This is a genomic window from Mycobacterium ulcerans subsp. shinshuense (assembly GCF_002355775.1).
GTDB lineage: Bacteria > Actinomycetota > Actinomycetes > Mycobacteriales > Mycobacteriaceae > Mycobacterium > Mycobacterium marinum.
Genome location: NZ_AP017624.1, coordinates 3791527 through 3810879 on the forward strand (window position 1 = coordinate 3791527; position 19353 = coordinate 3810879).

General features: G+C 62.5%; 13 protein-coding genes and 4 pseudogenes. 7 read left to right on the plus strand and 10 right to left on the minus strand.

The window, feature by feature from the left end; all coding sequences use genetic code 11:
* Positions 1 to 352: 352 nt before the first annotated feature.
* Positions 353 to 3291: pseudogene (locus SHTP_RS17070) on the plus strand (MMPL/RND family transporter).
* 239 nt (positions 3292 to 3530) lie between these two features.
* Positions 3531 to 4733, plus strand: a complete 1203-nt coding sequence (locus SHTP_RS17075) for an ISAs1-like element IS2404/ISMul1 family transposase (RefSeq protein WP_420811867.1) — start codon at positions 3531 to 3533, stop codon at positions 4731 to 4733.
* On the opposite strand, the gene SHTP_RS17080 is transcribed toward SHTP_RS17075, so the two are convergent.
* From SHTP_RS17080 to SHTP_RS30450, 6 genes and pseudogenes are all read right to left on the minus strand, one after another.
* Positions 4699 to 5886: a phosphopantetheine-binding protein gene (locus SHTP_RS17080; RefSeq protein ID WP_231991653.1), complete on the minus strand. Its 1188-nt coding sequence runs from the start codon at positions 5884 to 5886 to the stop codon at positions 4699 to 4701. The two genes, SHTP_RS17075 and SHTP_RS17080, sit on opposite strands and share 35 nt — an antisense overlap.
* Positions 5887 to 5989: 103 nt before the next feature.
* Positions 5990 to 7192 (minus strand): ISAs1-like element IS2404/ISMul1 family transposase, encoded by a 1203-nt coding sequence (locus tag SHTP_RS17085; RefSeq protein ID WP_420872989.1) that lies wholly within the window; start codon positions 7190 to 7192, stop codon positions 5990 to 5992.
* Between the two features lie 393 nt (positions 7193 to 7585).
* Positions 7586 to 7855: pseudogene (locus SHTP_RS17095) on the minus strand (hypothetical protein); the annotation flags it as partial.
* Positions 7856 to 7857: 2 nt separating this feature from the next.
* On the minus strand, positions 7858 to 9252 hold the full coding sequence (gene lpdA / locus SHTP_RS17100; RefSeq protein ID WP_096372528.1) for a dihydrolipoyl dehydrogenase: 1395 nt from the start codon (positions 9250 to 9252) through the stop codon (positions 7858 to 7860).
* Between the two features lie 130 nt (positions 9253 to 9382).
* Complete coding sequence (locus tag SHTP_RS17105) at positions 9383 to 10585, minus strand: ISAs1-like element IS2404/ISMul1 family transposase (RefSeq protein ID WP_420811867.1); 1203 nt, start codon at positions 10583 to 10585, stop codon at positions 9383 to 9385.
* A gap of 132 nt (positions 10586 to 10717) precedes the next feature.
* Positions 10718 to 10921: pseudogene (locus SHTP_RS30450) on the minus strand (transposase family protein); the annotation flags it as partial.
* Positions 10922 to 11061: 140 nt separating this feature from the next.
* On the opposite strand from SHTP_RS30450, the pseudogene SHTP_RS17115 reads away from it, so the two are divergent.
* Positions 11062 to 12084, plus strand: a pseudogene (locus tag SHTP_RS17115) (ISAs1-like element IS2404/ISMul1 family transposase); the annotation flags it as partial.
* A gap of 30 nt (positions 12085 to 12114) precedes the next feature.
* On the opposite strand, the gene SHTP_RS17120 reads toward SHTP_RS17115, so the two are convergent.
* From SHTP_RS17120 to exaC, 4 genes are read right to left on the minus strand one after another with little or no spacing between them, the layout of a single operon-like run.
* The gene (locus tag SHTP_RS17120) at positions 12115 to 12723 is read right to left on the minus strand and encodes a hypothetical protein (protein WP_096371241.1); all 609 of its coding nucleotides are present in this window, start codon (positions 12721 to 12723) and stop codon (positions 12115 to 12117) included.
* Positions 12716 to 12994, minus strand: a complete 279-nt coding sequence (locus SHTP_RS17125) for a putative holin (RefSeq protein WP_012392727.1) — start codon at positions 12992 to 12994, stop codon at positions 12716 to 12718. The genes SHTP_RS17120 and SHTP_RS17125 overlap by 8 nt, the downstream gene beginning before the upstream one ends.
* Positions 12995 to 13014: 20 nt before the next feature.
* Positions 13015 to 13515, minus strand: coding sequence for a DUF779 domain-containing protein (locus SHTP_RS17130; RefSeq protein WP_096371242.1), 501 nt, complete (start codon positions 13513 to 13515; stop codon positions 13015 to 13017).
* Positions 13515 to 15038, minus strand: a complete 1524-nt coding sequence (exaC, locus tag SHTP_RS17135) for an acetaldehyde dehydrogenase ExaC (protein ID WP_096371243.1) — start codon at positions 15036 to 15038, stop codon at positions 13515 to 13517. Before exaC ends, SHTP_RS17130 begins: the two co-directional genes overlap by 1 nt.
* A gap of 65 nt (positions 15039 to 15103) precedes the next feature.
* On the opposite strand from exaC, the gene SHTP_RS17140 reads away from it, so the two are divergent.
* The 4 genes from SHTP_RS17140 to SHTP_RS17155 all read left to right on the plus strand — a co-directional run bounded on the left by SHTP_RS17140 (position 15104) and on the right by SHTP_RS17155 (position 19345).
* Positions 15104 to 17200: a prolyl oligopeptidase family serine peptidase gene (locus SHTP_RS17140; protein ID WP_096372529.1), complete on the plus strand. Its 2097-nt coding sequence runs from the start codon at positions 15104 to 15106 to the stop codon at positions 17198 to 17200.
* A 91-nt stretch (positions 17201 to 17291) separates the two neighbouring features.
* Positions 17292 to 18206, plus strand: coding sequence for a crotonase/enoyl-CoA hydratase family protein (locus tag SHTP_RS17145; protein ID WP_011739574.1), 915 nt, complete (start codon positions 17292 to 17294; stop codon positions 18204 to 18206).
* A gap of 66 nt (positions 18207 to 18272) precedes the next feature.
* The gene (locus tag SHTP_RS17150) at positions 18273 to 18722 is read left to right on the plus strand and encodes a DUF5078 domain-containing protein (protein ID WP_096371244.1); all 450 of its coding nucleotides are present in this window, start codon (positions 18273 to 18275) and stop codon (positions 18720 to 18722) included.
* A 275-nt stretch (positions 18723 to 18997) separates the two neighbouring features.
* The gene (locus SHTP_RS17155; RefSeq protein WP_096371245.1) at positions 18998 to 19345 is read left to right on the plus strand and encodes a hypothetical protein; all 348 of its coding nucleotides are present in this window, start codon (positions 18998 to 19000) and stop codon (positions 19343 to 19345) included.
* Positions 19346 to 19353: the final 8 nt, after the last annotated feature.

Genomic DNA, 19353 nt, shown 5'->3' on the forward strand with positions numbered 1-19353 from the left:
CATATTCAAGAACGTAATTCGAGAATATAATTCAAGAATCTAATTCGAATATCCCGGGCAGGGCGTCACTTCCGATTGCAAACCAGCTTGGTACGAGCCCGCGTTTATTCAGCTTCTGGCGTGCATAAATGGGATCGTCCTTCGATGACAAACCCCGGCAGGACGGCCCGACCAGGAGGAGTAGCGGTCAGCGTTTCATGGGCCGCCCCATCCGCAGGGCTGCGGCGTTGACGACAAACATCGCGACGAAGGAATCCGACATCGACTGTCTATTCACATCAGGCAATAAGAGATGGGCGACAGGGGGTACTCATCGCACCATCTTTGACACAATCGATCTAGCGAAGCACGCGTGAGTGGCAAATACCTCAACAACACAGATACAGAACCATCAATTCTGGCACGGTCGATCTACAAATTCGCGGTTCCCATCGCCCTGTTTTGGCTAGCCGTCTGCGCGATCATCGCGGCCTTCGTGCCTTCACTGAAATCGGTTGGAGAAAACCATTCGGTGTCATTGACTCCCCGCGACGCGCCGGCGATGCCGGCTATACACCGGATCGGGGCGGTGTTCAAGGAATCGGATTCCGACAGCATCGTGACAATTGTTCTGGAAGGCGACCAGCCCCTCGGCACCGAAGCCCACAAGTACTACGACGATCTGGTCCGTAGGTTGCGTGGCGATACCAGGCACGTGCAGCACGTCCAGGATTTCTGGGGAGATCCGCTTACCGCTTCCGGGTCGCAGAGTGCCGATGACAAGGCCGCTTATGTCCAGCTGAATCTGGCCGGCAACCAGGGTGAGCCGCTGGGCAACGAATCCGTCGAAGCTGTCCGCAGCATCGTTGACGGCGCCAAGCCGCCGCCCGGGATCGCGGTCTACGTCACCGGGACGGCGGCACTGGTGGCTGACATGCAGCACAGTGGCGACAGGTCTTTGGCGAGAATCACCGTCACGACCGCCGCGGTCATATTCATCATGTTGCTCTTGGTGTACCGTTCGCCGCTCACGGTGGTCCTGCTATTGCTCACCGTCGGAGCCGAATTCACGGTGGCCCGTGGAGTAGTCGCGCTACTCGGGCAGGTCGGGGCCATTGCGCTTTCCACCTTCGCCGTGAGCCTGCTGACTTCGCTGGCGATTGCCGCCGGCACCGACTACGGGATCTTCATCATCGGGCGCTATCAGGAAGCCCGCCAGGCCGGCGAAGACCGCGAGACGGCGTTCTACACGATGTACCCGGGGGGGTCGCCCACGTCATCGCGGGCTCGGGGCTGACGATCGCGGGGGCGACGTCTTGCCTCAGCCTGGCCCGGCTGCCCTACTTTCGAACGCTAGGTATCCCCTGCGCGGTCGGGATGCTGCTAGCGGTGGTGGTCGCCCTGACGTTAGGACCGGCGGTGCTTGCCATCGGCAGCCGTTTCGGGGTATTCGACCCCAAACGCATGATCAAGATTCGCGGCTGGCGACGGATCGGCACCGTCGTGGTTCGCTGGCCGGGGCCCGTTCTGGCTGCCACGATCGCAATCGCGCTGATCGGTCTGCTCGCTCTGCCCGCGTACACGACCAGCTACAACAACCGGGACTACACCCCGGGCTTCACCCCAGCCAACCAGGGATTCGCCGCCGCGGATCGACATTTCTCTCAGCCGCGGATGAAGCCCGAGGCGTTGCTGATCGAGTCGGATCACGATCTGCGGAATCCAGCCGACTTTCTGGTCTTGGACAAGGTCGCAAAGGAAATCTTCCGGATTCCCGGGATTTCCCGTGTCCAGGGGATAACCCGGCCCGAAGGAAAGCCGATGGATCACATGTCGATCCCGTTTCAGATCAGCATGCAAAACGCCAGTCAGATGCAAAATCTCAACTATCAACGTGACCGAATGGACGACCTACTCAGACAGGCGGATGCGATCGGCAAGTCCATCACCGTGATGAAACGCATGTATGACTTGATGATGCAAATGTCGGACACGATGCATCAGACGGTCATCGACACCGGCCAGATAAAGGATGTCACCGATGAGTTGCGCGATCATATTGCGGACTTCGATGATTTCTGGCGACCGATCCGGAGCTATTTCTACTGGGATAAGCACTGCAACGGAGTCCCGATGTGCTGGTCGCTGCGATCGATATTCGACGCGCTCGACGGCGTCGACAAGATCAGCGACGAACTAACCGACCTGCTGGGCGACGTGAAAACCATGGACCGGCTCATGCCGCTGACGGCCGCCCAGATCCCGCCACAGATCGAAGCCCTGGAGACGGTACGGGACATCGTCCTGACCATGCATAGCACCATGATCGGGATCTACGACCAGATGGACGAGTTGAGCGCAAACTCGACGGCCATGGGGAAAGCGTTCGACACCGCAAACAACGACGACTCGTTCTATCTCCCCCCCGAGGTGTTCACCAACGCGAACTTCAAACGCATAATGAAACTATTTCTATCCCCCGACGGGCATGCGGCTCGGTTCATTATTTTGCACCGTGGAGACCCCGACAGGCCTGAAGGAATTGCCCGCATCGACTTGATACGCACCGCTGCCGAAGAGTCGCTGAAGGGCTCGCCATTAGAAGACTCCAGGATTTATCTGACCGGAACCGGGGCCGTATCCAAGGACCTCTCCGAAGGCGCTAAATGGGATCTTCTGATCGCGGGAATCGCTTCCCTGTGCCTCATTTTCATCATCATGCTCATCCTCACCCGAGCCCTTATCACCGCCACCGTCATCGTTGGCACGGTGGCGCTGTCATTGGGCGCTTCCTTTGGCCTATCCGTATTGGTCTGGCAACACATTTTCGGCATCAAATTGCACTGGCTGGTGCTTCCGATGTCGGTGATTGTGCTGTTGGCGGTGGGATCCGACTACAACCTGCTTCTGGTCTCCAGGTTCAAGCAGGAGATCGGCGCCGGCCTCAATACCGGCATCATCCGTGCGATCGGCGGTACCGGCAAGGTGGTGACGAATGCGGGACTGGTGTTCGCCATCACCATGGCCTCGATGATCGTCAGCGATCTGCGGATCATCGGCCAAGTCGGCACCACCATCAGTCTGGGCCTGCTGTTCGACACCCTGATCGTGCGCGCATTCATGACGCCGTCCATCGCCGCCCTACTCGGGCGCTGGTTCTGGTGGCCGCTGCAGGTGCGAACCCGGCCAACCAGGCCCACCGCCGTCAAACCCCGCCGGCCTGATCCGCCGGATCATTTGCCATCAGTTGGCGAACGTCACCAAACCCGGCGGCTGCGCGCCTTGTCGACTGAGACCCTCAGCCCCGGCTGATCCACTCCTCGAGGATCTGCGCTGCGGGTTTCGCCCCTTCGACGAGCAGCGAAACGTGGTCCACCGCGACCGTGCGCACGGTATTCGATGGCGACCCAGGGCTCCGGCGTTGTTGATTAGCAGGCTTGTGAGCTGGGTTGATGATCTTTGGTGCCGCGCTATTGGGGCCGGAGTGTAGGCACGGGCTATCTGGAGAACGATCGAGTTGGTTACTGTTCGTCGTTGGTCTGGAGTTGCCCGTGCCTACCGTTTCAGTATTGCCTGTGTCGTCGGTTCCAGAGGTGTTCGACCGCTGGAGTCCTGGTGAGCGCAGCGAGCTCATCGGATCGGAGTTTCTCGATGTGTTGGCCTCGGTGCCAGACCCGAGGGACCCACGCGGTCGGAGGTATTCGCTGATGGCTTTGTTGGCGATCGCGGTTCTGGCCACTGCCGCGGGGATGCGCGGCTATGCTGGTTTTGCCACATGGGCGGCCACCGCTCCCGATGATGTGTTGGCCCAATTAGGGGTCCGGTTCCGGCGGCCCAGTGAGAAGACCTTCCGCGCTGTTTTGTCTCGGCTAGACCCCGCCGACCTCAACGCCAGGATGGGCAGTTACTTCACTGCACACGTGGCCAGCAGCGACCCCAGTGGATTGGTGCCGATCGCGTTGGACGGCAAGATGCTGCGTGGTGCTTTACGCGCCAAAGCGACAGCCACGCATCTCGTGTCGGTGTTCGCCCACCGTGCCCGATTGGTGCTCGGTCAACTCGCTGTCGCCGAGAAAAGCAATGAAATTCCCTGCGTACGTGCCCTGCTCACGCTGCTGCCGGGTAGCTTGCGGTGGCTGGTCACCGTGGATGCGATGCATACCCAGGTCGTCACCGCGAAGTTGATCTGCGCCACCTTGAAGTCGCACTACCTGATGATCGTCAAGTCCAACCAAGCCAAAATACTTGCGCGTATCACCGCGCTGCCCTGGGCCGAGGTGCCCGCAGCCGCTACCGACGACTCCCGCGGCCACGGCCGTGTCGAGACCCGCACCCTGCAAATCATCACCGCTGCACGAGGAATCGGCTTCCCCTACGCAAAACAAATCATCCGGATCACTCGTGAACGCTTGATCACCGCCACCGACCAGCGCAGCGTGGAGGTGGTCTATGCCATCTGCAGCCTGCCGTTCGAGCACGCCCGCCCTACCGCGATCATGACCTGGATGCGTCAACACTGGGGAATCGAGAACAGCCTGCACTGGATACGCGACGTCACCTTCGACGAAGACCGTCAAAGGGCACATACCGGAAACGGCGCACAGGTCCTAGCAACGCTACGCAACACCGCGATCAATCTGCACCGCCTCAACGGCGCCGACAACATCGCCGAAGCCTGCCGGATCACCGCTTTGACCGCCAACCGCCGCCTAGACCTCCTCAATCCACAATTCCCCAGCTCACAAGCCTGCTAATCAACAACGCCGGAGCCCTGGATGGCGACCAAGGCTCGGTGGCGGGATAGGTAATATCACCCGCGCCATAAGGCATCACCCACGGCCGGGTGCATTGCACGAATAGCACATCGGATTCAAGAGGCCCATCGTACATATTGGGAAGCAGATCCGACCAGCTGACTACGGCAGTTAGCCTGGTGGCATGAAATAGATCCTGTCCGACACTTTCTACGTACACGTCATAAAGTATTTCTATGGTGAGAAGTTCAGTTAGTTCGGGATCGGATTCCTTGTGACTATCAAGTAAGGCCACACCGGCGAAATTGCGATTTCTGACATCCTCAAAATGTTTGCCGAGAGCATAGGCGAACTTTCCACCCGATGATTGCCCCGCGAGGACGAAAGGCTCATCACCGACCAGTTCGACGACGATCCGAGTGAGGCACTCAACCGCGGCTTCCGGGGAGTCGGGCAGTGGCTCACCGCGGGCGAAACCGGGCAGGGGTATGGCCGAGACGGCTCGCACTCCCCTGAATTCTGATGCGATTCTTGCATAGTTATGCACTCCGCTGCTGAAGACCGACGTGCACAGGAAGATCAGATGGGGAGTCTTGGGCCCGCTGGTGAAGGTCGTCGGAACGGCGGTCGGCCAGGTCCGGGCGCCGGACTCGGATTGAACCGCCAGTCGCAGCTGAGACGCCGAACGCAGCAAGTGCATTCCCTCGCTGATCCGCCCTGTGGTGATCGCCCCCTTGAGGAGCGCTTCGAACGAATCCCTGGTTGATGCGTCGTCCCCATCCCCAGCCGGACCGCACCGGGCCGGGTTGGGGTGCTGCAGCAAAGCTTGCGGCGGGTGGTGTTCGCAACCCGCCACCTCAGCGTCCCTCAACATGTGAGCCAGGCCTCGAACGGTCGGGTGGTTGAAGACGTCCACCGGAGGCACATCCCGGTCGAACGCCTGGCTCAGGCGCGAAGCCAGTTTCACGAACCCGACCGAGTCCAGGCCCTGCTCACTGAGGGGTTGGTCGATGTCGACCCGCGCAGCCCGAATTCCGAAGACCGCGGCTACCTGGTCGCGCACCGACGCCAGTAGCGGGTCGCCCGGAGCTGCCGGCCAGGCTCCGGCCGATGTGACCACTGGGCCGGCCGTCCCCAGTTCGTCGTCGGGCACGTCCGGCGGCCCCGCGTCCTCGAGGCGTGCCACCAGCAGCGCCTCGGCTTCCAGGGTGCCGTCCAGCAGGCGGGTGCGGCATCCAGGGCTCCGGCGTTGTTGATTAGCAGGCTTGTGAGCTGGGGAATTGTGGATTGAGGAGGTCTAGGCGGCGGTTGGCGGTCAAAGCGGTGATCCGGCAGGCTTCGGCGATGTTGTCGGCGCCGTTGAGGCGGTGCAGATTGATCGCGGTGTTGCGTAGCGTTGCTAGGACCTGTGCGCCGTTTCCGGTATGTGCCCTTTGACGGTCTTCGTCGAAGGTGACGTCGCGTATCCAGTGCAGGCTGTTCTCGATTCCCCAGTGTTGACGCATCCAGGTCATGATCGCGGTAGGGCGGGCGTGCTCGAACGGCAGGCTGCAGATGGCATAGACCACCTCCACGCTGCGCTGGTCGGTGGCGGTGATCAAGCGTTCACGAGTGATCCGGATGATTTGTTTTGCGTAGGGGAAGCCGATTCCTCGTGCAGCGGTGATGATTTGCAGGGTGCGGGTCTCGACACGGCCGTGGCCGCGGGAGTCGTCGGTAGCGGCTGCGGGCACCTCGGCCCAGGGCAGCGCGGTGATACGCGCAAGTATTTTGGCTTGGTTGGACTTGACGATCATCAGGTAGTGCGACTTCAAGGTGGCGCAGATCAACTTCGCGGTGACGACCTGGGTATGCATCGCATCCACGGTGACCAGCCACCGCAAGCTACCCGGCAGCAGCGTGAGCAAGGCACGTACGCAGGGAATTTCATTGCTTTTCTCGGCGACAGCGAGTTGACCGAGCACCAATCGGGCACGGTGGGCGAACACCGACACGAGATGCGTGGCTGTCGCTTTGGCGCGTAAAGCACCACGCAGCATCTTGCCGTCCAACGCGATCGGCACCAATCCACTGGGGTCGCTGCTGGCCACGTGTGCAGTGAAGTAACTGCCCATCCTGGCGTTGAGGTCGGCGGGGTCTAGCCGAGACAAAACAGCGCGGAAGGTCTTCTCACTGGGCCGCCGGAACCGGACCCCTAATTGGGCCAACACATCATCGGGAGCGGTGGCCGCCCATGTGGCAAAACCAGCATAGCCGCGCATCCCCGCGGCAGTGGCCAGAACCGCGATCGCCAACAAAGCCATCAGCGAATACCTCCGACCGCGTGGGTCCCTCGGGTCTGGCACCGAGGCCAACACATCGAAAAACTCCGATCCGATGAGCTCGCTGCGCTCACCAGGACTCCAGCGGTCGAACACCTCTGGAACCGACGACACAGGCAATACTGAAACGGTAGGCACGGGCAACTCCAGACCAACGACGAACAGTAACCAACTCGATCGTTCTCCAGATAGCCCGTGCCTACACTCCGGCCCCAATAGCGCGACACCAAAGATCATCAACCCAGCTCACAAGCCTGCTAATCAACAACGCCGGAGCCCTGGTAGTTCAACCCCATCGCGGCGAGGATAGCTACCGGTCCAGTGGGTGCGGATCGGCTCGCGGGACTCCGGGCTGGTCTACCTGGACGGTGATCAGCGGCCTCTGGGGCGGCACGAAGGCCGCAGCGGCGCCGCGGTGGCATGGCTCAATCCGCGCACACCGCAACCCACCGCGAAATCCTGTCCACGTGGATCGCCAAATCGGCTCGGCAACCCACTTCTGACCAGCACCAACAGCTGAAAGCCCCAGAAGTAGATGTCGGCCAGCACGGCCAGGGTCAGCACCACCGGCAGCACGGGCAGGCCGAACACGAATGCCGACCAGCCGTACCTGTTACGCCAGCGCATCAGCAAACCCACCAGCGCCGCACCAACCGCGAGCAGACCCGACAGCAGCAATATGACCAGGCTCCACTGACCTACCGTCGTGAGATCATCACCGATCGATATGGCCACCAGCCACAGGAGGTAGCCGGCGGTCACACCGCCGGCCCCGCCCAACACCGCTTCGGTGCGAATCATGCTCAGAAGTTGATCACGTGCCCGGCCAAGCCGTGGAAGCACTCCTGTAGCGCCTCGGACATCGTCGGGTGAGTGTGCACGTTGCGCGCCAACTCTGTTGCCGTGAGGTCCCACTTCTGCGCCAAGGTCAGCTCCGGCAACAGCTCCGACACGTCGTGTCCGACCAGGTGCCCACCCAACAGCTCGCCGTGCTTGCCGTCGGCCACCAGTTTGACGAAGCCACTGGGGTCGCCCAGGCCATGGGCTTTTCCGTTGGCCGTGAATGGGAACTTGGCAACCTTGACGTCGTAGCCCTCATCACGCGCCTGCTGTTCGGTGAGCCCGAAGCTGGCTACCTGCGGCTGGCAGAACGTGGCGCGCGGCAGCATGCGGTAGTCGCCCAGGGACAGGGTCTCAGCGCCGGCGATGGTCTCGGCCGCCACGACCCCCATGGCCTCAGCCACGTGCGCCAGCATCAGCTGCCCGGTGACATCACCGATCGCATAGATGTGCCCGACGCTGGTCTGCATGTACTCGCCGATACCGATGGCCTTACGGTCGGTCAACGCGACACCGGCCTTGTCCAGCCCGTAGCCCTCGACATTCGGGGCGAACCCAATGGCCTGCAATACCTTGTCGGCCTTGAGTTCCTCGGACTTACCATCCTTGCTGACGACCACCGTGACCGCAGAGCCATCGTCGGAGATGGACTCGACCTTGGTTCCGGTCCGGATCTTGACGCCCAGCTTCTTGAATTGTCTCTCGATCTCCTTGGACACCTCGGCGTCCTCGTTGGGCAGTGCGCACGGCAGGAACTCCACGATGGTGACGTCAACGCCGTAGTTCTTCAGCACGTAGCCGAACTCCATGCCAATGGCACCGGCTCCGGCGATGATGATCGACTTGGGCAATTCGCGGGTCAGGATCTGTTCTTCGTAGGTCACCACGTTGGTCGACAGCGAGGTGCCGGGCACCAGCCGGGTACTACTGCCGGTGGCGATGATGGCGTTGTCGAACGTCACCTTCTCGGTACCGCCGTCATTGAGATCCACCGAGAGCGTGTTGGCGTCGGTGAATTTCCCGTAGCCGTGGATCTCGTTGATCTTGTTCTTCTTCATCAGGAAGTGCACACCGGCCACGCGGCCCTCGGCCACTTTCCGGCTGCGGTCGAACGCCACACCATAATCGAAGGTGGCCTCGCCGCTGATGCCAAAAGCCTTGGCGTCCTTGGTGAAGATGTGCGCAAGTTCGGCGTTGCGCAGCAGCGCCTTGGACGGGATGCAGCCAACGTTGAGGCAGACTCCGCCCCAGTACTTCGGTTCGACGATTGCGGTGTTCAGGCCAAGTTGTGCGGCACGGATGGCCGCCACGTATCCGCCTGGACCGGCTCCGAGGACGACGACGTCATAGTGGGTCACGGCACCCACCCTAACGGCCGGGTACGGCGTTGGACCGACCTACCGTGTCAACACCGCGGCCCGGTCGGCACGCCCGTACCGCAGCGGCATCGGGTGAGGCGGGTGCGGGCCAGGGCTCCGGCGTTGTTGATTAGCAGGCTTGTGAGCTGGGGAATTGTGGATTGAGGAGGTCTAGGCGGCGGTTGGCGGTCAAAGCGGTGATCCGGCAGGCTTCGGCGATGTTGTCGGCGCCGTTGAGGCGGTGCAGATTGATCGCGGTGTTGCGTAGCGTTGCTAGGACCTGTGCGCCGTTTCCGGTATGTGCCCTTTGACGGTCTTCGTCGAAGGTGACGTCGCGTATCCAGTGCAGGCTGTTCTCGATTCCCCAGTGTTGACGCATCCAGGTCATGATCGCGGTAGGGCGGGCGTGCTCGAACGGCAGGCTGCAGATGGCATAGACCACCTCCACGCTGCGCTGGTCGGTGGCGGTGATCAAGCGTTCACGAGTGATCCGGATGATTTGTTTTGCGTAGGGGAAGCCGATTCCTCGTGCAGCGGTGATGATTTGCAGGGTGCGGGTCTCGACACGGCCGTGGCCGCGGGAGTCGTCGGTAGCGGCTGCGGGCACCTCGGCCCAGGGCAGCGCGGTGATACGCGCAAGTATTTTGGCTTGGTTGGACTTGACGATCATCAGGTAGTGCGACTTCAAGGTGGCGCAGATCAACTTCGCGGTGACGACCTGGGTATGCATCGCATCCACGGTGACCAGCCACCGCAAGCTACCCGGCAGCAGCGTGAGCAGGGCACGTACGCAGGGAATTTCATTGCTTTTCTCGGCGACAGCGAGTTGACCGAGCACCAATCGGGCACGGTGGGCGAACACCGACACGAGATGCGTGGCTGTCGCTTTGGCGCGTAAAGCACCACGCAGCATCTTGCCGTCCAACGCGATCGGCACCAATCCACTGGGGTCGCTGCTGGCCACGTGTGCAGTGAAGTAACTGCCCATCCTGGCGTTGAGGTCGGCGGGGTCTAGCCGAGACAAAACAGCGCGGAAGGTCTTCTCACTGGGCCGCCGGAACCGGACCCCTAATTGGGCCAACACATCATCGGGAGCGGTGGCCGCCCATGTGGCAAAACCAGCATAGCCGCGCATCCCCGCGGCAGTGGCCAGAACCGCGATCGCCAACAAAGCCATCAGCGAATACCTCCGACCGCGTGGGTCCCTCGGGTCTGGCACCGAGGCCAACACATCGAGAAACTCCGATCCGATGAGCTCGCTGCGCTCACCAGGACTCCAGCGGTCGAACACCTCTGGAACCGACGACACAGGCAATACTGAAACGGTAGGCACGGGCAACTCCAGACCAACGACGAACAGTAACCAACTCGATCGTTCTCCAGATAGCCCGTGCCTACACTCCGGCCCCAATAGCCCGGCACCAAAGATCATCAACCCAGCTCACAAGCCTGCTAATCAACAACGCCGGAGCCCTGCGGCAGTGGCCAGAACCGCGATCGCCAACAAAGCCATCAGCGAATACCTCCGACCGCGTGGGTCCCTCGGGTCTGGCACCGAGGCCAACACATCGAGAAACTCCGATCCGATGAGCTCGCTGCGCTCACCAGGACTCCAGCGGTCGAACACCTCTGGAACCGACGACACAGGCAATACTGAAACGGTAGGCACGGGCAACTCCAGACCAACGACGAACAGTAACCAACTCGATCGTTCTCCAGATAGCCCGTGCCTACACTCCGGCCCCAATAGCCCGGCACCAAAGATCATCAACCCAGCTCACAAGCCTGCTAATCAACAACGCCGGAGCCCTGGCCACTGCCGCGGGGATGCGCGACTATGCTGGTTTTGCCACATGGGCGGCCACCGCTCCCGATGATGTGTTGGCCCAATTAGGGGTCCGGTTCCGGCGGCCCAGTGAGAAGACCTTCCGCGCTGTTTTGTCTCGGCTAGACCCCGCCGACCTCAACGCCAGGATGGGCAGTTACTTCACTGCACACGTGGCCAGCAGCGACCCCAGTGGATTGGTGCCGATCGCGTTGGACGGCAAGATGCTGCGTGGTGCTTTACGCGCCAAAGCGACAGCCACGCATCTCGTGTCGGTGTTCGCCCACCGTGCCCGATTGGTGCTCGGTCAACTCGCTGTCGCCGAGAAAAGCAATGAAATTCCCTGCGTACGTGCCCTGCTCACGCTGCTGCCGGGTAGCTTGCGGTGGCTGGTCACCGTGGATGCGATGCATACCCAGGTCGTCACCGCGAAGTTGATCTGCGCCACCTTGAAGTCGCACTACCTGATGATCGTCAAGTCCAACCAAGCCAAAATACTTGCGCGTATCACCGCGCTGCCCTGGGCCGAGGTGCCCGCAGCCGCTACCGACGACTCCCGCGGCCACGGCCGTGTCGAGACCCGCACCCTGCAAATCATCACCGCTGCACGAGGAATCGGCTTCCCCTACGCAAAACAAATCATCCGGATCACTCGTGAACGCTTGATCACCGCCACCGACCAGCGCAGCGTGGAGGTGGTCTATGCCATCTGCAGCCTGCCGTTCGAGCACGCCCGCCCTACCGCGATCATGACCTGGATGCGTCAACACTGGGGAATCGAGAACAGCCTGCACTGGATACGCGACGTCACCTTCGACGAAGACCGTCAAAGGGCACATACCGGAAACGGCGCACAGGTCCTAGCAACGCTACGCAACACCGCGATCAATCTGCACCGCCTCAACGGCGCCGACAACATCGCCGAAGCCTGCCGGATCACCGCTTTGACCGCCAACCGCCGCCTAGACCTCCTCAATCCACAATTCCCCAGCTCACAAGCCTGCTAATCAACAACGCCGGAGCCCTGAGCCCGTGGCCTAATAGGGAATGACGCCGGCCAGGCAGCGGCTCGCATGCTCGCAGAAGTAGGAGCCATACAGCGGCGCCGCGGCCGCGACCGAGGCAAACGGTGCCGACATCAACGCGAGCGACAACGCCGTGATCAGCGGCCTGCCCTGAACCATTGACAGCAGCAAGCTGGCCACCGCGCACAGCACCAGGTAGACCAGCACCACGAAGACTGGCAGCGTCTTGTCGATGGTGTGAAACCACCAGTAGAACAGGCTGAGCCCGACCTGGGCCGCGCCGAACCACACGCCCAGCACGACCAGCACGAACTTCCACCACTTCAGGTAGACGTACCGACTCGGCACGGTAACCGATGGCGCCGGGGTAGCGGTGCCCTCGGCCGGCGAATCCCCATCCAGAGAATCCCCATCCAGAGTTGTCAGCGGCGCCGACACGTCGGACAGGTCCACCAGCTCGACCGATGACTTCTTCGACTCCGTCACCACCGCGGCCAAACCGGCAAACGGCTTGGAGTCCATATCGAAATCCGGCACGAACGGCACCGAGCGTTCACCGGTATCGAACTCCGGCACGAACGGCTCGGTTCCCGGGTTCGAATCGAGATCGTCTTTAGCCATGAGAGGCCACCTGAATCGCAACGAGCACACCCAACCAACCCGGAGCCAACGCGAGGATGAACGCGCCCAACACCGTCACCCAGCGGCGCCCCGAGAACAAGATCACCAACATGCCAATCACACTGGGAATCCCAACCACCAGCGCAATAACGAGGTCCGGCCGGACCCGGGTGTGAACCAGAATGCTGGATCCCACCCCGGCCAATTGCCCGACCGCGCCACCGACCAGCATGGCGCTTGTCAGCAGCCACGCACGTGGAAGGGGTATCACGCCTTACGACCTTACTGCGGCTAGGGCCGACTGGCCGGGCACGCACCCGGCGCGTTGTCGGCCACCACCTCACCTGGCACCGCCGGACGCTCACCACGCTCATAGGCGGCACCGGTTATCACCGGCGTCTCTTCCAGCAGCGCCTGCTCCTCGCCGGTGAAGACTCGGCCGCGGCTGAGGAACCGCATACCCTCCGGCGCTTCCAGGCTGAACCCGCCGCCACGGCCCGGCACCACATCGATGACCAGTTGGGTGTGCTTCCACGCCTGATATTGCGGACCGGAGATCCACACCGCGACGCCTTCTGCCCCGGTCTGCTTGCCGATATCAAGCGTCCCGAGCAATACGTCGCGATCACCGACGAGGAAGTCGCCGCGCGGGTAACACATCGGCGAGGACCCGTCGCAGCAGCCGCCCGACTGATGGAACATCACCGGACCGTGCCGGTCCTGCAATCGGGCGAGCAATACAGCGGCGCCCGCGGTGATCACCACCCCCGACGGTGCCGACGGCTCCGGCATCAGAACAACCCCAAAGCCTTATCCGAGTAGGACACCAACAGGTTCTTGGTCTGCTGATAGTGGCCCAGCATCTTCTGATGGCCTTCCCGGCCAATGCCGGACTGCTTGTAGCCACCGAACGCCGAGTGCGCCGGGTAGACGTGATAGCAGTTGACCCACACCCGCCCCGCCTGGATGTCCCGGCCGGCCCGGTAGGCCGTGTTGCCGTCGCGGCTCCACACCCCCGCCCCCAACCCGTAGAGGGTGTCGTTGGCGATACCCATCGCGTCGTCGTAGTCGGTGAACGGCATGACCGCCACCACCGGACCGAATATCTCCTCCTGGAAGATCCGCATCTTGTTGGTGCCGCTGAAGATCGTCGGCTGCATGTAAAAGCCGCCGGACAGGTCACCGCCGAGTTCGGCGCGCTCGCCGCCGGTAATGACCTTGGCGCCCTCTTCCTTGCCGATGTCGATGTAGGACAACACCTTTTCCAGCTGGTCGTTGGAGGCCTGTGACCCCAGCATCGTCTCGATGTTCAAGGGATCGCCCTGCCGAACCGCCTTGGTCCGGATCGCCGCCAGCTCCAGGAACTCGTCGTAGATGTCGGCCTGGATCAGGCTGCGCGACGGACAGGTACACACCTCGCCCTGGTTGAGGGCGAACATCGTGAAACCCTCCAGCGCCTTGTCCTGGAAGTCGTCGGGCTTGGCCATCACATCAGAAAAGAAGATGTTGGGGCTCTTGCCGCCGAGTTCCAGGGTTACCGGGATCAGGTTTTGTGAGGCGTACTGCATGATCAGGCGCCCGGTGGTGGTCTCTCCGGTGAACGCGACCTTGGCAATTCGGTTGCTGGACGCCAGCGGCTTGCCCGCTTCGGCGCCGAAACCATTGACGACGTTGACCACCCCGGGCGGCAATAGGTCGCCGATCAGCGACATCAGGTACAGCACCGACGCGGGCGTCTGCTCCGCGGGTTTGAGCACCACCGCGTTACCGGCCGCCAGCGCCGGCGCCAGCTTCCAAGCACCCATCAGGATCGGGAAGTTCCACGGAATGATCTGCCCCACCACCCCGAGCGGCTCGTGAAAGTGGTAGGCGACCGTGTCCTGATCGATTTGCGACAGCGAACCTTCCTGGGCCCGGATCGCCGCTGCGAAGTAGCGGAAGTGATCCGCCGCCAGCGGGATGTCAGCGGCTATTGCCTCTCGGACCGGTTTGCCGTTGTCCCAGACTTCGGCCACCGCCAGCGCGGCCCTGTTTTCATCGATCCGGTCGGCGATCTTGTTCAGGATCGCGGCTCGCTCGGCCGGGGCCATCTTGCCCCAGGCCGGGGCCGCCGCATGTGCGGCGTCGAGCGCCATCTCGACATCGGCCTCATCAGAGCGCGGTATCTCGCAAAATGGCTGGCCGGTCACCGGGGTCAGGTCTTCGAAGTAACGGCCCCGCGCCGGGGCAACCCACTCACCCCCGATGAAATTTCCGTACCGGGACTCAAACGACATCAGCGCCCCGGCCGAACCCGGACGTGCAAACACGGTCATCTGATCGGCTCCTCGTTAGTTCACGTAATACAGCTCACACTACCGCCGGGGCCACAATGGCTTCCATGGCTCCCAAGGCTCCTGAGGCTCCCCAAGCTCCCGACGCGGCAGACACCACAACCGATCCGTATCTGTGGCTCGAAGACGTCACCGGCGAAGAGGCACTGGATTGGGTTCGCGCACGCAACGAACCGACCAAGGCGCAGTTCTGCGGCGGTGAGTCCGAGGACGAATTCGAGCGGATGCGCACCGAGGCACTCGAGGTGCTCGACACCGACGCCCGGATCCCATACGTGCGTCGGCGCGGGGACTACCTCTACGACTTCTGGCGCGACGCGAACAATCCCCGCGGGCTGTGGCGGCGAACCACGCTGGAGAGCTACCGCACCGACGCACCGGAGTGGGACGTGCTCATCGACGTGGACGAACTAGGGCGCACGGACAACAAGAAATGGGTGTGGGCCGGCGCCGACGTGATCGAACCCGAGTTCACCCGCGCACTGATCCGCCTGTCCCCCGGTGGTTCGGATGCCGTCATCGTGCGCGAATTCGACATGGTGACGCGCGAATTCGTCGCCGACGGATTCGAGCTGCCCGAGGCCAAGTCGCAAGTCGGCTGGGACGATCCGGACACCATCCTGGTGGGTACCGACTTCGGCCCCGACTCGATGACCGAGTCCGGATACCCACGCATCGTGAAGCGGTGGCGGCGAGGCACACCACTGAGCGACGCGGAAATGATTTTCCAGGGCGCACACACCGATGTCAGCGCGGGCGGTTCCACCGATCGCACACCCGGTTTTGAACGCACTTTCGTATCGCGGTCCCTGGACTTCTGGAACAGACAGCGCTACGAATTGCGGGGGACAGAACTGATCCCCCTCGACGTGCCCACCGATGCCAGCAGCATGTCGGTTCACTGCGAGTGGCTGCTGATCGAGCTACGCACCGACTGGTCCCCCAAAGCCGGCGCGGACGACGCCGCTAAGACCTACCGCGCCGGCTCGCTGCTTGCCGCGAACTACGATGATTTCCTCAGCGGCACAAGCGATTTGCACGTCGTTTTCGAGCCCGACGAACACACCTGCCTGTACCACTACGCCTGGGTTCGGGACCGACTGTTGATGGTTTCACTCGCCGATGTGGCCAGCCAAGTCGAAATCGTCACGCCGGGAAGTTGGCGCCGCGAACCCATCGGCGGCATCCCCGCATCGACCAACACCGTGATCGTCGCCGCCGACGACACCGGCGACGAGTTCTTCCTGGACTCCAGCGGCTTCGATGCACCGTCGCGGCTGCTGCGCGGCACCGCCGGTTCCGCGACGACGCAGCTGGAGCAGATCAAGTCCGCACCCACCTTCTTCGACGCCCAAAACATCTCGGTATCACAGCATTTCGCGACATCCGAAGACGGAACGTCGATCCCGTACTTCCTGGTGCGCCCCACCGGCTCCGATGGACCCGGCCCGACTTTGCTCTACGGCTACGGGGGCTTCGAGACATCCAATACCCCGGGCTACAGCGGCGTGATGGGCCGGCTATGGCTGGCCCGCGGCGGCACCTACGTCCTGGCCAATATCCGCGGCGGCGGTGAATACGGGCCCGGCTGGCATACCCAGGCGATGCGTGAGGGCCGGCACAAGGTGGCCGAAGACTTCGTAGCCGTAGCCGACGACCTCGTGCGGCGCGGCATCACCACGGTCGACCAGCTCGGCGCGCAGGGCGGCAGCAACGGCGGACTGCTGATGGGCATCATGGTGACCAAGTACCCGGAGAAGTTTGGCGCGCTGGTCTGCAACGTGCCGCTACTGGACATGAAGCGCTACCACTTGCTGTTGGCGGGCGCCTCGTGGGTCGCCGAATACGGCGACCCCGACAACCCCGACGACTGGGCGTTCATCTTCGAATACTCCCCCTACCAAAACATCTCAGCGGACCGGACCTATCCCCCGATCCTGATCACCACATCCACCCGAGACGACCGGGTGCATCCCGGCCACGCCCGCAAAATGACCGCCGCGCTGCAGGTCAGCGGGCACCGGGTCTGGTACTACGAGAACATCGAGGGCGGGCACGGGGGTGCGGCCGACAACGAGCAACTCGCGTTCAAATCGACGCTGAGCTACTCGTTCCTGTGGCGAATGCTGGGCAGCCGGAAATAGTTTCCCGCTTGGCCACTGCGCCGGCACGGCGCCAGTTGACACGGCATGTCGATGCTTGACACTGGCGCCCTGCAGCGGCTTCGCTTCGGCTATGCCAACTCCTGAGTTCCAGACGCTGCTGTACTCGACAGCGGGCCCGGTGGCGACCATCACGCTCAATCGCCCGGAGCACCTCAACACGATCGTTCCGCCCATGCCCGATGAGATCGAGGCAGCCGTGGGGCTGGCCGAACGGGACCAGGGCATCAAAGTCATCGTGTTACGCGGTGCCGGCCGCGCCTTCTCGGGGGGTTACGACTTTGGCGGGGGTTTCCAGCATTGGGGCGAAACCATGATGACCGACGGGCAATGGGATCCGGGCAAAGACTTCGCCATGGTCACCGCCCGCGAGACCGCCCCGACACAGAAGTTCATGGCCATCTGGCGGGCGTCGAAACCGGTGATCGCGCAGATCCACGGCTGGTGTGTCGGGGGAGCCAGCGACTACGCGTTGTGCGCCGACATCGTCATTGCCAGCGATGACGCCGTGATCGGAACCCCGTACAGCCGAATGTGGGGCGCGTACCTGTCCGGGATGTGGCTCTACCGGTTGAGCTTTGCCAAGGCCAAATGGCATTCCTTGACCGGTCGGCCGCTGTCCGGCGTCCAGGCCGCGCAGATCGAGCTGATCAACGAGGCGGTGCCGTTCGAACGGCTCGAAGCCCGGGTCGCCGAGGTCGCCGCCGAGCTGGCGCAGATTCCGTTGTCCCAGCTACAGGCGCAGAAACTGATCGTCAATCAGGCCTACGAAAATATGGGGCTGGCATCCACCCAGACCCTGGGCGGCATTCTCGACGGCCTGATGCGCAATACGCCGGACGCGTTGGACTTCATCAAAACCGCCGAAAACCAGGGAGTGCGGGCCGCGGTCGAGCGTCGAGATGGACCGTTCGGTGATTACAGCCAGGCCCCACCGGAGCTGCGGCCCAACCCCAATCACGTGATAGTCCCTGATCGCGACCGATAGTGAGATGGACTACGAATGTGACCTTGGCCCCTACGCCCCAGCACTGGAAGTGCTAACGTTGCAACTATGTCTCGGCTGAGTTCTAGCCTGCGAGCAGGCGCCGTTTTCCTCGCTATCGGGATCGCCGCGGCGGTGTTTCCGAAGACCGCCGCAGCCGACTCAACAGACGACTTCCCGTTACCTCGCCGGATAATCGCGACCAGCTGCGACGCCGAGCAGGTGCTCGCGGCCACCAGGGACACCAGCCCGGTGTACTACCAGCGGTACATGATCGACTACAACAACCACCCGGAGTTTCAGCAGGCAACCCAAGACAAGGCCCACTGGTTCTTCTCGCTGAGCCCCGCGGATCGCCGGGACTATTCCGAGCACTTCTATGACTCCATCGATCCGCTGTGGTGGGGCTGGCGCAACCACATGAAGATCTTCTTCAACAACAAGGGCGTTGTCGCCAAGTCGACCGAGGTCTGCAACCAATACCCCGCGGGCGACATGTCCGTGTGGAACTGGGCATAACCAACACCCTCCCGGCCGGGTCGGTTCACCGGGGTTCTCGTCCGCTGTTTGGGGGATGGGTGATTCAGCCTTGCATTGGCCGTTCGGCGGACAGCTAGTGCGCTCACGCGGTGGCCATACTGGCATCCGTAGCCAAATTCGGACGATATCTCTACCGAGCCGAGCCCCCCGGGATGCAGATCATTGCCGACATGGCCGCGCGGTACTCCGGCCAGCCGATTGTTCCCTGACCTTGTCAAGTAGCGAATGCAGTCCGGAAAGTCGGAGGTATTCGCATGAGTCAGGCAACCGGCAATGAGGTCCCCGGCATTCTGGTCGCGCTCGACTGGCAGACGCTGACCTGCCAGTCCGACGCGGGTTGCACAAATCGCGCGACGCATGTCGTCCACACCCACGCATTGGACCACTGCAACCGGCCCAATCTTGATCCGTTCGGGAACGTCATAGACATCCTGTGCGGCGACTGCCTCGGGCGCGCCCGGGCCGCAGCGCTGGTGCGAGTGAACCGTCTGGGCCGCTCGTCGGGCGCATACTGTCTGACCTGCGGGGCCCCGCTGTCCGACCCCGGCGACATCATCCGCGACGTGCGCCGGTGCGGGTTCAACGACCAGCCCGGGGTCTAGCCCGGGCC

Bases quoted from the DNA above. Each gene is read 5' to 3' on its own strand.
- SHTP_RS17120 (WP_096371241.1), bottom strand. From the start codon at position 12,723: ATGGCTAAAGACGATCTCGATTCGAACCCGGGAACCGAGCCGTTCGTG.
- SHTP_RS17130 (WP_096371242.1), bottom strand. From the start codon at position 13,515: ATGCCGGAGCCGTCGGCACCGTCGGGGGTGGTGATCACCGCGGGCGCC.
- SHTP_RS17140 (WP_096372529.1), top strand. From the start codon at position 15,104: ATGGCTCCCAAGGCTCCTGAGGCTCCCCAAGCTCCCGACGCGGCAGAC.
- exaC (WP_096371243.1), bottom strand. From the start codon at position 15,038: ATGACCGTGTTTGCACGTCCGGGTTCGGCCGGGGCGCTGATGTCGTTT.
- SHTP_RS17145 (WP_011739574.1), top strand. From the start codon at position 17,292: ATGCCAACTCCTGAGTTCCAGACGCTGCTGTACTCGACAGCGGGCCCG.
- SHTP_RS17155 (WP_096371245.1), top strand. From the start codon at position 18,998: ATGAGTCAGGCAACCGGCAATGAGGTCCCCGGCATTCTGGTCGCGCTC.
- SHTP_RS17150 (WP_096371244.1), top strand. From the start codon at position 18,273: ATGTCTCGGCTGAGTTCTAGCCTGCGAGCAGGCGCCGTTTTCCTCGCT.